Source organism: Nesterenkonia sp. HG001, from assembly GCF_034438835.1.
Lineage (GTDB): Bacteria > Actinomycetota > Actinomycetes > Actinomycetales > Micrococcaceae > Nesterenkonia > Nesterenkonia xinjiangensis.
The window spans coordinates 14,496-28,603 of record NZ_JAOSZD010000007.1 but is presented as its reverse complement, the minus strand read 5'-3'; the positions used below and the strand labels follow the sequence as shown (position 1 = coordinate 28,603).

General features: G+C 68.3%; 13 protein-coding genes. 6 read left to right on the top strand and 7 right to left on the bottom strand.

The window, feature by feature from the left end; translation table 11 throughout:
* The first annotated feature begins 45 nt into the window (after positions 1–45).
* The 3 genes from ODE13_RS12330 to ODE13_RS12320 are packed head-to-tail and all read left to right on the top strand — an operon-like array spanning position 46 to position 2,722.
* Positions 46–993: an ABC transporter ATP-binding protein gene (locus tag ODE13_RS12330; RefSeq protein ID WP_322479553.1), complete on the top strand. Its 948-nt coding sequence runs from the start codon at positions 46–48 to the stop codon at positions 991–993.
* On the top strand, positions 990–1,754 hold the full coding sequence (locus tag ODE13_RS12325) for an ABC transporter permease (protein WP_179542848.1): 765 nt from the start codon (positions 990–992) through the stop codon (positions 1,752–1,754). The genes ODE13_RS12330 and ODE13_RS12325 overlap by 4 nt, the downstream gene beginning before the upstream one ends.
* Entirely contained in the window at positions 1,745–2,722 is a 978-nt protein-coding gene (locus ODE13_RS12320) for a COX15/CtaA family protein (RefSeq protein WP_322479552.1), read from the top strand. The genes ODE13_RS12325 and ODE13_RS12320 overlap by 10 nt, the downstream gene beginning before the upstream one ends.
* 49 nt (positions 2,723–2,771) lie before the next feature.
* Here the strand turns inward: ODE13_RS12320 and ODE13_RS12315 are convergent, their stop codons facing one another.
* Positions 2,772–3,209 carry an RDD family protein gene (locus tag ODE13_RS12315; protein WP_322479551.1) on the bottom strand — a complete coding sequence of 146 codons (438 nt, stop codon included), beginning with the start codon at positions 3,207–3,209 and terminating at the stop codon, positions 2,772–2,774.
* 389 nt (positions 3,210–3,598) lie between these two features.
* Between ODE13_RS12315 and glnA the strand changes: the two genes are divergently transcribed.
* Positions 3,599–5,023 carry a type I glutamate--ammonia ligase gene (gene glnA, locus ODE13_RS12310; protein WP_179542850.1) on the top strand — a complete coding sequence of 475 codons (1,425 nt, stop codon included), beginning with the start codon at positions 3,599–3,601 and terminating at the stop codon, positions 5,021–5,023.
* Between the two features lie 127 nt (positions 5,024–5,150).
* Here the strand turns inward: glnA and ODE13_RS12305 are convergent, their stop codons facing one another.
* Both ODE13_RS12305 and ODE13_RS12300 read right to left on the bottom strand, forming a co-directional pair.
* Positions 5,151–6,269 (bottom strand): N(5)-(carboxyethyl)ornithine synthase, encoded by a 1,119-nt coding sequence (locus tag ODE13_RS12305; protein ID WP_416210687.1) that lies wholly within the window; start codon positions 6,267–6,269, stop codon positions 5,151–5,153.
* 20 nt (positions 6,270–6,289) lie between these two features.
* Complete coding sequence (locus ODE13_RS12300) at positions 6,290–6,421, bottom strand: hypothetical protein (RefSeq protein ID WP_281366358.1); 132 nt, start codon at positions 6,419–6,421, stop codon at positions 6,290–6,292.
* Between the two features lie 231 nt (positions 6,422–6,652).
* Between ODE13_RS12300 and ODE13_RS12295 the strand changes: the two genes are divergently transcribed.
* Positions 6,653–7,651 (top strand): LLM class flavin-dependent oxidoreductase, encoded by a 999-nt coding sequence (locus tag ODE13_RS12295; protein ID WP_322479550.1) that lies wholly within the window; start codon positions 6,653–6,655, stop codon positions 7,649–7,651.
* On the opposite strand, the gene ODE13_RS12290 is transcribed toward ODE13_RS12295, so the two are convergent.
* A complete protein-coding gene (locus ODE13_RS12290; RefSeq protein WP_322479549.1) occupies positions 7,636–10,707 on the bottom strand; it encodes a bifunctional [glutamine synthetase] adenylyltransferase/[glutamine synthetase]-adenylyl-L-tyrosine phosphorylase in 3,072 nt (1,023 codons plus the stop codon). The genes ODE13_RS12295 and ODE13_RS12290 overlap by 16 nt on opposite strands.
* Before the next feature lie 16 nt (positions 10,708–10,723).
* Positions 10,724–12,064: a glutamine synthetase family protein gene (locus ODE13_RS12285; protein WP_179542853.1), complete on the bottom strand. Its 1,341-nt coding sequence runs from the start codon at positions 12,062–12,064 to the stop codon at positions 10,724–10,726.
* A gap of 127 nt (positions 12,065–12,191) precedes the next feature.
* Here ODE13_RS12285 and panB point away from each other — a divergent pair, with 127 nt between their 5' ends.
* Complete coding sequence (gene panB, locus ODE13_RS12280; RefSeq protein ID WP_322479548.1) at positions 12,192–13,121, top strand: 3-methyl-2-oxobutanoate hydroxymethyltransferase; 930 nt, start codon at positions 12,192–12,194, stop codon at positions 13,119–13,121.
* Between the two features lie 10 nt (positions 13,122–13,131).
* On the opposite strand, the gene ODE13_RS12275 is transcribed toward panB, so the two are convergent.
* Both ODE13_RS12275 and ODE13_RS12270 read right to left on the bottom strand, forming a co-directional pair.
* Positions 13,132–13,302, bottom strand: coding sequence for an SPOR domain-containing protein (locus tag ODE13_RS12275; RefSeq protein ID WP_179542855.1), 171 nt, complete (start codon positions 13,300–13,302; stop codon positions 13,132–13,134).
* Between the two features lie 18 nt (positions 13,303–13,320).
* A complete protein-coding gene (locus ODE13_RS12270) occupies positions 13,321–14,094 on the bottom strand; it encodes a DeoR/GlpR family DNA-binding transcription regulator (RefSeq protein WP_322479547.1) in 774 nt (257 codons plus the stop codon).
* Positions 14,095–14,108 lie beyond the last annotated feature (14 nt).

The following is a 14,108-nucleotide window of genomic DNA, read 5'->3' as shown; positions in this document are numbered from 1 at the left end:
CGGAGGCTCCCTCTACTACAACCTGTAGAAATGTAGAATGTCCTGGTGCCCCAGCAATCTCTCTGCCTCAGCCTGCGCCAGGTCCGATACGCCGTCGGCTCCGCCCGCTCACGGGCCGGGGTTCAGGAGATCCTGCGCGGCGTCGACTTCACCGCCCGCCGAGGCGAGGTGACCGTGCTCCTGGGCCCCAATGGTGCAGGAAAGACCACCGCCCTGGGGTGCGCGCAGGGCCTGCTGCGCCCCTCGCAGGGCGCCGTAAGCCTGCTGGGAGAGGATCCCTGGCACGGCTCCGCGGCGCTGCGCGCCCGCGTCGGCGTGATGCTCCAGGACGGCGGCCTCCCCCAGTCCGTCCGCCCGCGGATCCTCCTGGAGCACGTGGCCAGACTGCACAGCACCCCCTGGCCGCTCGCCGACCTCGTCGAGCGGCTCGACATGGCCGACTTCATGACCACCTCGATCCGCCGCCTCTCGGGTGGACAGCGCCAGCGCGTGGCCCTGGCCGCGAGCCTGATCGGCAACCCTGAGGCCGTCTTCCTCGACGAGCCCTCAGCGGGGCTGGACCCGCAGTCGCGGCAGATGACCTTCGAGCTGATCACGCATCTGCGCGACAGAGGCCTGGGCATCGTGCTCACCACACATCTGCTCGAGGAGGCCCAGAGGCTCGCCGACTCGGTCCACATCCTCAAGGACGGCGTCGTGGTCCGCCACGGCACCGTCGCCGAACTGACCGAGGACGGCCGCAGCCGCCGCCTGCTCTTCGTCTCTCCGCGTACGCTCACCCGGGCAGAGCTCGACGCCGCCCCGACGCCGGTGTCGCTCGACGGCGGTGCGGACAACGAGCCCGGCGCCCGCTGGGCGGTCGGGGCCATCGCCGGACCCGAGGACCTCCACCGGCTGACCGCCTGGTGGGAGCACATCGATCTGATGCCCGGCGAGGTCTCCTTCGAGGCTCGCACCCTGGAGGACGTCTTCTGGGAGGTGTCCGTCTCATGAGCCTCCAGACCGCCAGCCCGGCCCCCGCGGCACGCCGGATCCTCGCCCACGGCGCCTACGAGACCCGCAACGTGCTGCGCAACGGCGAGCAGCTGCTCGTCTCGGTGATCCTGCCGCTGCTCGTGCTCGTCGGGGCGCACCGCCTGGACCTGGTCGCCGGCAGTGCCGCGGACGGGCTCACCGTGCCCAGCATCGACGTCATCACCCCCGGCGTCCTGGCCCTGGCGGTGATGGCCTCGGCCTTCACCGGTCAGGGCATCGCCGCGGGCTTCGAACGGCAGTACGGAGTGCTGGCCTATCTGTCCACCACTCCCCTGGGCCCGACCGGCCTCATCCTGGGCAAGGCCGTGGCCGTGGCCTGCGTGGTGGCGATCCAGGTGGTCGTGATCGGCACCGCCGGTCTGGTGCTGGGCTGGCAGCCCTCCCCCGGCGGCCTGGCCTGGCTGCTGATCTTCCTGCTGCTGGGCGCCACAGCGTTCACCGCGCTGGGGCTCCTGCTGGCGGGCACTGTGCGCGCGGAGGCCACTCTCGCGGTCACCAACATCCTCTGGGTGCTGCTCGGCGCCGCCGGCGGCGCCGTCTTCCCCCTGCACCATGAGGGTCCCGGCGTCCTGCTCCTCCTGCTGCCCTCCGCCGCGCTGGGAGAGGGACTGCGCGCGGCCACGATCGACGGGGCCCTCGCCCCGGTCCCTGCACTCGTCCTGGCGAGCTGGTCCGTGCTCGCCGTCCTCGCCGCACGAAGGTGGTTCCAATGGCGCTGACCGACTCCCTCACCAGCCGTCTCCCCACACGGATCACGCGCACCACGCGGCTCCTGGCCATCGCCACGCTGATCTCCAACATCGGCATCATGATCACCGGCGGGGCCGTGAGGCTCACCGCCTCCGGCCTGGGCTGCCCGGAATGGCCGCGGTGCACTCCGGACTCCTGGGTCTCCACCCCCGAGATGGGCATGCATGGAGCCATCGAGTTCGGCAACCGGCTGCTGACCTATGTCCTGATCGCCATCAGTCTGGCCATGTTCCTGGCCCTCGTGAGGCTCTGGGACAGCCATCGGCCCCTGGTCGTCCGAGCTCTGCTGATCGGCCTGGGCATCCCGCTGCAGGGGGTCATCGGCGGGATCACCGTCTGGACCAACCTCAACCCCTGGGTCGTGGGACTGCACTTCGTGCTGTCCTCGGTGCTGGTGATGCTGGCCGCCCAGCTGCTCCACCGGGTCACCCTCGAGCTTCACCATGACGGGGCCACCGGGCGCCCGCTGGTCGACGGCGCCACCGATTCCGTGACCACGGCCATGGCCCCGGTGGTCCTCGCCGCCAGCTGGGCCGCCGTCATCCTGGGCACCATCGTCACCGGCACCGGGCCGCACGCGGGAGACCCGGGCGCACCACGCCACGACTTCGACGCCGACCTGGTGACCCGGCTGCATGTGGTCCCCGTCTATGTGCTGTGCGCCGCCGCCGTCGCGATCATGCTGCGCCAGCGTCGGCTGCAGGCCTCACCGGCGCAGAAGAAGGCCGCCTGGTGGCTGGTCACGGTCATCCTGGCCCAGGGCACCATCGGCTACATCCAGCATTTCACCGGGCTGCCGATCCTGCTGGTGCTCTTTCACATGCTGGGGTCCGCGCTGCTCATCGCCACCGCCACGATGGTCTTCGACCGACTCCGAGCCAGCTATCGGACCCGCGGCCTGGAGGGCGCGTCCGCCGAGGACGTCGTGTCACGCTGAGCGGGGTCGATCCTCAGCAGCACGGTCAACGGCATGGTCAGCCGTGCAGTCACATCCTCAGCTGCATGGTCCCGGCCACACGATCATGCCCTGCGCGTCCATCCGGGCCGAACACGATCGCCGGGATGACTACGAGCAGCAGCAGTGTCCGTACCGTGGCCCACAGGGGTCCGGGAGCGCGAGCATCGCGCACCACCTGGATGCGGACCAGACGCTTGCCGATGGTCACTCCCAGCAGGCCGATGAGGATGATGTGCATCGCCGCGAAGAGGAGCAGCGTGACGATCGGGTCCGCGTCGAACCACATGGTGGAGATCAGCAGCGCGATGCCCCAGTCGATCAGCAGGGCCAGCACCCTCCGCCCGAAGGGGGCCAGGCTGCCTGGCCCGCGCTCCGGCAGCCCCAGGCGGTCCCCGGGCCATCTGTCCCCGGTGCCTCCTTCGGGTTCCTCAGAACGCCCAGGACGCGGGTCTCGACTGGCTGCCACGGATCTCCTCTGCTCGGCGGATCACCGGCGCTGGTCGGCCGGCACCTTCAGGCCCATCAGTCTAGTGGCACCTCAGGCACAGTGAGCCCCGGGAGACCGTGTGGACGTCCGCTCCACGGGACCCGATGAGCAACTTAAGTTACATGGCTGAAACATTTGCGTGACGGTCGAGAAATGCCGCCTGCATACCGTTGAGCCCGAGCGAGAGCCCCGGCTCACAGCACAGAATCGCAGGACCGACCACCGCGTGACCGCGGCGACGAGGCATCACGGTCGGCAGGTCATCCACGGTGATCGGTCCCACATGCCTGTGCCGATGCCGCTAGGGTGAACAACGCAGACCGGGTCCGCCCGGAGCCCAGCACGATATCCATGAGGAGCAAGGACGCATGTTCAGCAATCCCGAAGAAGTCCTGAAGTTCATCCAGGAGGAGGACGTCAAGTTCGTCGACATCCGCTTCACCGACCTTCCTGGCAGCCAGCACCACTTCAACGTCCCGGCCAAGACTGTCGACCTCGACTTCTTCGAGAACGGCCAGCTGTTCGACGGCTCCTCGATCCGTGGATTCCAGGGCATCGAAGAGTCTGACATGCAGCTGCTCCCCGACGTCGCGACCGCGTTCATCGACGAGTACCGTGTCGAGAAGACCCTGGCGATGAACTTCTCGATCGTCAACCCGCGCACCGGGGAGCCCTATGTCCGCGACCCGCGCGGCGTCGCGCAGAAGGCCGAGGAGTACCTGGCGTCCTCCGGCATCGCCGACACCGCCTTCTTCGGCGCCGAGGCAGAGTTCTTCGTCTTCGACGACGTGAAGTGGCAGTCCTCCCCGCAGGCGTCCTTCTACGCCGTGGACGCCGAGGAGGCCAACTGGAACTCCGCGGAAGAGATCAGCGGCGGCAACATGGGCCACAAGCTCGCCACCAAGGGCGGATACTTCCCCGTCTCCCCGCAGGACAAGACCGCCGACCTCCGTGACGCGATCTGCGTGGCCATGGACAACGTCGGCCTCGAGGTCGAGCGCTCGCACCACGAGGTCGCAGCCCCGGGCCAGCAGGAGATCAACTACAAGTTCAACACCTTGGTCCACGCGGCCGACGACGTGCAGAAGTTCAAGTACGTGGTCAAGAACACCGCTGACCAGTTCGGCAAGTCCGCAACCTTCATGCCCAAGCCGATCTTCGAGGAGAACGGCTCCGGCATGCACTGCCACCAGTCGCTGTGGAAGGACGGCGAGCCGCTGTTCTTCGACGAGAAGGGCTATGCGAACCTCTCGGACACGGCTCGCTGGTACATCGGTGGTCTGCTGAAGCACGCCCACGCGGTGCTCGCGTTCACGAACCCGACCGTGAACTCCTACAAGCGACTGGTCAAGGGCTATGAGGCTCCAGTCTCCCTGGTGTACTCGCAGGGCAACCGCTCAGCCTCCATCCGCATCCCGATCACCGGCGCCAACCCGAAGGCCAAGCGCCTCGAGTTCCGCGCCCCCGACGCCTCGGGCAACCCCTACCTGGCCTTCGCGGCGCAGATGATGGCGGGCCTGGACGGGATCCGGAACCGCATCGAGCCGCACGAGCCGGTCGACAAGGACCTCTACGAGCTGCCCGCCGAAGAGCTCGCGACCATCCCGCAGGCTCCCGGCTCGCTGGACGAGGCCCTCGAGGCGCTGGAGAACGACTACGAGTTCCTGCTCGAAGGCGGGGTGTTCACCGAGGAGATCGTCAAGACCTGGATCGCGTACAAGCGCGAGGAGGAGATCCTCCCGCTGAACCTGCGCCCGAACCCCTACGAGTTCGAGCTCTACTACTCGGTCTGACGGGTTCACCGGGAGGCGGCGGGGCCATCGCCCGCTCCTCCCCCAGGTGACACAGACACAGAAGCGCCGCTCGCAGCTGTCCACCAGCTGCGTGCGGCGCTTCTGTCATGTCCGGCCTCTGCTCAGCTCAGCCGACCAGATGGGGGTGCTCTGCGGCGCGACCCTGGAACGCCAGGATCTGAGGGTTGATGACGTGGCCGTCGCGGATCTCGATCGCGCGGCCGATCGTCTCGTCCCCCTCCCAAGCCTCCGGCCCGTCCAGCACCGTCGGCACGAACCCGAGCAGCGCGAGGCTGTTCTCCCAGGTCGCGGAGTTCCACAGATAGGAGGGGCTGTGGTCCACTCCGTAGTAGATGACGTTCTCGCCCACGGTGAAGATCGGGTCGATGAACGAGGTCGGCCGCGCCCATTCGAAACCCATCCCTTCGTCGCAGGACACGTCCACGATCAGACTTCCGGGACGGAAACGGTCGAGGTCGTCGTGAGTCAGGTACGTCAACGGTGCGGCCGTGTCCTGCAGGGTGCAGTTGACCACGATGTCAGCACGCGCCAGAAACGCCGCCAGCGGCATGCGGCCCTCGTCGGTGATGACCTCGGAGAGGTGTGCGCCGTCGCGGTCGTGCTCGAACTGCCGGATCCGGACCGAGTGGATCGGTGACCCGACGGCCGCGACACCGCGGTTGGTCAGCACATGGACGTCATGCACGCCGTGTGCGTTGAGAGCAGTGACCGCCCCTCGGGCGGTCGCACCGAATCCGATGACGACGGCGCTCAGCGGGCGTCCGTAGTCACCTGTGGATCCTGTCAGCTGTAGGGCATGAAGGACCGAGCTGTATCCGGCGAGCTCGTTGTTCTTGTGGAATACATGAAGTCCCACCGCGCCGTCGGCGGTCCAATGATGCATGGCCTCGAAGGCGATCAGTGTCAGGCCCTCGTCGATCGCCAGCTGCGTGATCCCCGGGTCCTGGACGCAGTGGGTCCAGGCCCAGAGCACCTGGCCCTCGCGCATCAGCGCCACGTCCTCATGCTGGGGCTTGGGCATCAGCACGACGTCGGAGGTCGCGATCAGCTCGTCCCGCGGCGCGAAGCCGCCGACGAGTTCGCCCAGATCATCATCAGTGCAGCCGAACCGCTGCCCGTACCCGTGCTCCAGGGTGATGCGGGACCGGATCGATTCGTCCAGTCGCCCCAGGTGATCGGGATGCAGCGGAAGGCGGAATTCGTTCTCCTTGGTCGAGGTCCCCACCACGCCAAGGGATCGGCCCGTCAGCGTTTCTTCCCGGCGAGCTTCTCGCCGAAGGACTTCTCAGCCGCCGCAGCCCGCTTGTCGGCGCGCTTCTCTTTGATGGACTTCTCGGACTTCTTGGAAAGATTCTTACGAGGCGACTTATCGCTCATGGTGACTCCTGGGTTGGAAGCCTGGACGGCTCCATGACCCCACCGTACGCCTGTTCCGTCCACGGGGCTGACTCCCGGTAGCTCCGGCCCGGATCCGGCACCAGGGAAGGCGGCCCGTGGTCGAAGGGTGATGATGCTCTCAGCGAACCCGGGATGACCACCTGTGCCCTCCCCGTTGCACCAGAGGGCCTGATGAATCGTCCTGGCCCGTCCCCGTCGCGAGGAGTCGCTGTGCCTGCATCCCGTCCGCTGTCCCTGCTGGATCTGGCGACCGTCCGAGGCTCGGAGAGCATCGCAGACGGGATCGCCCGCAGTCGGCGTCTGGCCCGCACCGCCGACGGACTCGGCTACTCCCGGCTCTGGTTCGCCGAACACCACAACATGCCGCACATCGCCTCCTCAGCAACCGCGCTGATGATCCAGCACATCGCCGCCGCGACGTCGACCATCCGCGTCGGGTCGGGGGGAATCATGCTGCCCAATCACACACCGCTGGTCATCGCCGAGCAGTTCGGCATGCTCGAGACGTTGTTCCCGGGAAGGATCGACCTGGGACTGGGGCGGGCACCCGGCACCGACGGCGCCACCATGCGGGCGCTGCGGCGCGACGGCACCGAGGCGGACCGTTTCGAGTCCGACATCATGGAGCTCAACGGCTACCTGGCCGGATACTCCCGGATCCCCGGGGTCCACGCGTATCCCGGCCATGCCACCAGGGTCCCGATGTACGTCCTGGGCTCTTCGCTGTTCGGCGCCCAGCTGGCCGCCAAGCTCGGTCTGCCCTACGCCTTCGCTTCCCACTTCGCCCCGCAGATGCTCGTCCAGGCCGCCGACGTCTACCGCTCATCGTTCGACGCCTCCACATCGCTGCTGGGCCCGGACGCCCGTCCCCACTTCATCGCCGCGGCCAACGTGATCGCCCACGACGACGGCGACATCGCTCGGGCGCAGCGTCAGGCCGCAGAAGACTCCTGGATCCGGAACATGCTGGGCCGGAACCGCACCCTCAGCGACGATGACGTGGTCATGCTGCGTGACCACCCGGCCGGGCAGCAGGTTCTGGGCATGCTCAGCCGCACTGTGGCAGGCACCGCGGAGGAGGTCATCGACTGGCTGGACACCTTCGCCGAGGAGGCCTCCGCCGATGAGCTGATGCTGGTCAACCTCGCTCCCCAAGAGGACGTGCAGCACCGCAGTCTCGAGCTGCTCGCTCCTCAGGCCTCGGCGTAGAAGAGCCGCTCGTAGACCTGTCGACACCGCCTGGTGGTGCGCAGATAGTGCTCCTCGAAGGCAGCCGCGGAGCCGGCGTCGAATCCGCACCAGCGGGCCACCGCCTCCACGTCACGACGCGAGGAGGGCAGCACGTCCGCCGTCCTGCCGCTCCAGACCTTCGAGGCTGCCCGCACCCGCGTGCAGAGCCGCCACGCCTCGGCCAGGACACCGGCGTCCGCACTGTCCATCAGCTCGTGCTGGACGAGGATCTCCAGGGTGTCCAACGTGTTGGTCACCCGCAGCGCCGGCACATCGTGGGCATGTTGGAGCTGCATCAGCTGAGCGAGCCATTCGACGTCGGAGAGCCCACCGCGGCCCAGCTTCACATGGCGTGAGGGATCGGCTCCACGAGGCAGCCGCTCGGACTCGACGCGCGCCTTGATGCGGCGGATCTCCCGCACCTCGGCCGCGCTGGGTGCCGCGCCATAGCGCACTTCGTCGACCAGCGCCATGAAATCCTCCGCCAGACCGTCGAAACCGGCAATCGGGCGGGCTCGGAGGAGAGCCTGCCGCTCCCAGACGTCCATCCAGCGGCGGTAGTACTCACGGAAGGACTCCAGTGTCCGCGAGATGGGCCCGTTCTTTCCTTCCGGTCGCAGATCAGCGTCCAACTTGAGCGGATCCTCACCGCGCACCGGCGGCTTCACCGACTGGGACAGCAGCGCGGTCAGTCGGGTGGCCAGTCGATGAGCCTGCTCATCGGCGACGGAGGGATCCGCGCCGTCCACTGCACGGTGGACGAACATCGCGTCCATGTCCGAGCCGTAGGAGATCTCGCGGCCGCCCTGACGTCCCATGGCCACCACCAGGAACTTCACCTGCTCGCCGTGCTCTGCGAAGACCTCCCGCTCGGCCACATGCAGGGCCCCGAGCGTGGCGGCACGGTCCACGTCGGAGAGCGCCCGCCCCACCTCGTCGAGCTCCAGCAGCCCGGCGGCGTCCGCGATGGCGATGCGCAGCACCTCACGCTGACGCACCAGCCGGGTCAGCCTCACCGCCGTGGAGGAATCACCCTCGTGGCGAGCCAGCTGATGACGGATCTCGGTCCACAGGGACTCGAAGCTCAGCGGCTGCAGGGCGGTGTCGTCTCCCAGCCACCGGCTCGACTCCGGGGAGTGCTCCAGCAGGTCCGAGATGAACCGGGAGCTGGTCAGGATGTGGCAGAGCCGCTCGGCCGCCACCGAGGAGTCACGCAGCATGGTCAGGTACCAGGGACTCGTGCCCAGCGACTCGCTGAGCCGGCGGAAGGCCAGCAGCCCACGATCAGGATCCACTCCCTCGGCGAACCAGCCGAGCATCATCGGCAGGATCCGCCGCTGGAGCGTGGCCCGGCGGGTCACTCCGGAGGTCAGCGCCTCGATGTGCCGCATCGCCCCGGAAGTGTCGGAGTAGCCCAGCGCGGCCAGGCGGTCCTGGGCGGCCTGCGAGGAGAGCCTGACCTCTTCGTCGGAGAGCACGGCAGTGGTGGAGAGCAGCGGTCGGTAGAAGATCGTCTCATGGAAGGTGGCGACCTCACGGACCACGCTGCGCCAGGCCTTGAGCAGGTCCTGGGCCGTGTCACGGCGCTCGGCCTGCGGGGGCCGCACGGCGTGCGCGAGAGCCCGCAGCTCCGGTTCACGGGTCGGCATCAGATGGGTGCGCCGCATGTTCGACATCTGGATGCGATGCTCATAGAGGCGCAGCTGCCGGTAGCACCGCGACATCGCCTCCTGGTCCCGGTGGGCCATGTACTCGCCCTCGTCCAGAGCGCGGATGGCGGTGAGGGTGTCCCGGACGCGGAGGTCCTCGTCCACCCGGCCATGGACCAGCTGGAGCAGCTGGACGGTGAACTCGATGTCGCGCAGCCCGCCCCGCCCGAGCTTGATCTCCCGGTCGACGTCCTCGGCGGGGATGTGTTCGAAGACCCGGCGGCGCATCCGCTGGACGTTCTCCACGAACTCGACCTGCTGCGAGGAGCTCCACACCAGCGGCCAGAGCTTCTCGATGTAGTCCTGGCCCAGGGCCATGCTGCCGGCGATCGGCCGGGCCTTCAGCAGCGCTTGGAACTCCCATCCATGGGCCCATCGGCGGTAGTACTCCACGTGGGACTCCAGGGTCCGGCTGAGCGCGCCGTCCTTGCCCTCCGGGCGCAGGTTCGCGTCCACCTCCCACAGCCCGGGCTCGGGGGCGGAGGAGTTGATGGTCCTGGAGATCCCGCCGGCCAGGCTGACGGCGATCCTGCGCGCCTCGATCTCGTCGAGGTGCTCCGGGGCCCGGTGGACGTAGACGACGTCCACGTCGGAGATGTAGTTGAGCTCCCGGGCTCCACACTTGCCCATGCCGATGACAGCGAGCTCCACCTGGTGGGCGGCCTCGCCGTGGCGGTCAGCCAGCTCAGCACGTGTGACGGCCAGGGCGGCGTCGACCGCTCCCGCGGCCAGGTCCGCCAGCTGCTGGGAGACCAGAGGCTGATAGGCCAGCGGATCTGCGGCGCAGAGGTCGCGGAGCGCGACGGCGGTCAGTTCGCGACGATAGGCCACACGCAGGGCGACGGCGGCCTCCCGTGCGGTGAACTCCCCCTCGAGCCCGGCGGCGGGCGCCTCCGCCTGCGGATCTGCGCGCACCGCCTCCATGAGCCCGGTGCGGAAGGTCTCGGCGTCGACCACCGCGGGCAGCTCGCGAGGCGATTCCCCCTGACCGGCCGCGGCGTGGTCGAAGAGCACCTGGACGGATTCGGGCCTTCGGACGAGGAACTCGCCCAGCGCCCGAGACGCGCCCAGGAGCCGAATCAGCGGCACGGCCTGCCGGTGGTGCCCCTCATCGACATCGTCGAAGAGCCGACACACCTCCGGAGCCCGCTCGAGCAGACGGATCAGCAGCAGCAGCGCCTGGTCAGCGTCAGGCGCCCGGCGCAGTGTCCGCAGCAGGGCGGTGCGGTCCAGGCCGCTGAGCTGCTCATCCTGGAGGAAGGTCGCCGCCCGCTCCAGCTCGTCGAATCCGGCAGCGATCAGGTCACGTGAGGTCAGTCCGCTCATGCTCGCCCGACCGGGCTCAGATCATCCCGAGGTAGCGGTTGATCTCGAACGGAGAGACGTTGATGCGGTACTCGTCCCACTCCTGCTGCTTGTTGCGCAGAAAGTTCTCGAAGACCTGCTCTCCCAGGATCTCGGCCACCAGCTCGGACTCCTCCATCTGCCGGATCGCGTCGTGCAGAGTGCCCGGCAGCGGCTTGATGCCCAGCGCCTTGCGCTCGGGAGTGGTCAGCGACCAGACGTCCTCGGTGATCGCCTCTGCCAGCTGGTACTCCTCCTTGATGCCCTTCAGCCCGGCGCCGAGCACCACGGCATAGGCGAGGTACGGGTTGGCGGAGGAGTCGATGCCGCGGAACTCCACACGGGCGGATCCGCCCTTCGTCGGCTTGTACAGCGGCACACGCATCAGCGCGGACCGGTTGTTGTGCCCCCAGGAGACGTGCGACGGGGCCTCTCCCCCTCCCCAGAGCCGCTTGTAGGAGTTCACGAACTGGTTCGTGACGGCAGTGAACTCGGGCGCGTGCGTCAGCACTCCGGCGATGAACTGCCGGGCGATGGTCGACAGGTTGAACTCCGCGTTGGGTGCGAAGAAGGCGTTGGTGTCGCCTTCGAAGAGCCCGAAATGCGTGTGCATGCCGGAGCCCGGGTGCTCGGTGAAGGGCTTCGGCATGAAGGTCGCGTACTTCCCCTGCATGACGGCGACCTCTTTGATGACCGTGCGGAAGGTCATGATGTTGTCCGCGGTGGTCAGGGCGTCGGCGTAGCGGAGATCGATCTCGTTCTGCCCCGGGCCGGCCTCATGGTGGCTGAACTCGACCGAGATGCCCACGGCCTCGAGCATGGAGACCACATGGCGGCGGAAGTCCTGGGAGACGCTGCCGGTGACATGGTCGAAGTAGCCGGCGCGGTCCACAGGAACAGGGCTGCCCGTGGCGTCGAGCTCCTCGGAGTCGAGCAGGTAGAACTCGATCTCCGGGTGGGTGTAGCAGGTGAAGCCCATCTCACCGGCGGAGTCGAGCTGACGGCGCAGCACCGATCGCGGGTCCGCGGAGGCAGGCTCCTGGTCCGGGGTCAGGATGTCGCAGAACATCCGCGACGTCGGCTCCTCCTCACCCCGCCAGGGCAGGATCTGGAAGCTGGAGGGGTCCGGCTTGAGCAGCATGTCGGATTCGAAGACGCGGGAGAGCCCTTCGATGGAGGAGCCGTCGAAGCCCAGCCCTTCGCTGAAGACGCCCTCGACCTCGGCCGGAGCCAGCGCCACGGACTTGAGCGCGCCGACGACGTCGGTGAACCAGAGGCGCACGAAACGCACGTCTCGTTCCTCGATGGTGCGAAGTACGAATTCCTGCTGTCGGTCCATGCTCGCTGCAGCCTCTCTGACATGCGTGGGTGTCTCGCCGTTCCCACTCTACCCAAGACTCCACTGAGGTCTGGGGCAGCCTGGCCCGGGAGGCACCCGTGAGTCCGCAAGAGGCTAGCCTGGTGTCATGCCAGCCGAGAATCAGAGCAGCCACGCCCCCGTCGACCCCGCCTCGGACGCTCCACGCCCCTACGGGGGCGCCGCCGCGCCGGGTGACGCGGGCACCGGCGATCCCACGGCGCCCCAGAAGCCTCCTCGCACGCCCGCGCGGATCCGCACCGTGCACCTGCGGCGTTTCAAGGAGGAAGGTCGCCGCTTCGCCATGCTCACCGCCTATGACGCGCAGATCGCCTCGATCTTCGACGAGGCGGGCGTGGAAGTCCTGCTGGTGGGCGACTCAGCCTCGAACGTGATGATGGGCCGCAGCACGACCCTGCCGATTACTGTGGAGGAGATGCTGGTCTTCTCCCGCTCCGTGGTCAACGGGGCCGAGCGGGCCCTCGTGGTGGCCGATGTGCCGTTCGGCAGCTATGAGGCCTCAGCCCAGCAGGCGGTGGAGACCGGAGTCCGCTTCATGAAGGAGGCCGAGGTCCACGCCGTCAAGGTGGAGGGCGACGCGTCCATGGCCGGCCACGTGCGGGCCATGGTCTCAGCAGGGATCCCGGTGATGGCGCACGTGGGATTCACCCCGCAGTCCGAGCACGCCCTGGGCGGTTACCGCGTCCAGGGACGCGGAGACGCCGCCGCCCGCGTGCTCGCCGACGCCCGAGCCATGCAGGAGGCCGGGGCCTTCTGCGTGCTGATGGAGATGGTCCCCTCCGACGTCGCGGCCGAGGTCGAGGCCGCCTTGGACGTCCCGACGATCGGGATCGGGGCCGGTCCCGCGACCACGGGTCAGGTGCTCGTGTGGCAGGACATGCTGGGCATGACGCCAGGGAGGCTTCCGCGCTTCGTGAAGCGGTACGCGGATCTCCGCAGCACCGTCTCCGCGGCTGCGGCCGCCTACGCCGAGGACGTGCGTTCCGGGGCCTTCCCCGCCGAGGAGCACGGCTTCTGAGGAGTCCGGCTCAGTCCTCGGCGTCCTCACCCTCCCAGCGCTCGTTGTTGGCCTGGACCTTCTTCATGGCCTGAGAGGCTTCGGCGTGGGAGTCATAGGGGCCCAGCAGGTGCTTCCAGCTGGACTGCGCCCCCTGCTCCACCTCGCCGGTGCGGACGTTGTACCAGTACTGCGTGGTCATGGAGCCAGCCTACGCCGGTCAGCCGACGGTGACGACATCCACCCCTGAATGCTCCAGCCAGAGGCGCTGCACGAGGCGCAGCTCGCCGGTGACCACCGTCCCGATCTCTTCGGTCGCACAGACCGCGAAGGTCGCCGAGACGCCCAGCTTGTCCGCACCTGCGGCGGCGATGATCTCACGCGATGAGCTCCGGATGGCTCGCTTGACGTCGGCGTCCTGGACGGTGGAGGCGGTCATCCCGGAGTACTCGTCCCAGCCGCAGACCCCGAGCACCCCGACGTCGGCACGGAACCCCTCGATGTCCCGCACGGCCCGGTGCCCGCTCCAGGAGAGCTCCCCGGCGTTCAGCTCTCCTCCCGGGGTGAGGACCCGGGTGCCACGCTCCGCCGCCCCGGGGTCCCGAGCCAGCACCACGGCGATGTGCAGAGAGAGCGCCAGGACCGTGACATCCCGACCGGCCAGTGCCTGGGCCACCGCCGTGCAGGTGGTGCCGTCATCGATGATCACGCTGGAGCCGTCCGGGATCAGCGCGGCCGCAGCCCGACCGATCGCCCGCTTCTCCTCGACATGGCTTTCCCTCCGAACCTCATAGGGCAGATGCATGCCGCGTGCGGGCAGACCGACCGCGCCGCCGTGGGTGCGACGGAGCAGGCCACACTGTTCGAGCTCGCTGAGGTCCCGCCGGATCGTCATCGCCGACGCCCCGGTGGCTCGCACCAGATCGGCGGCACGGACCTCCTCACCTCCGCGGACGGACGCGATGATCGTTCTATGTCTGTTCGCACGTTGCATGTGTGCGATTCCAG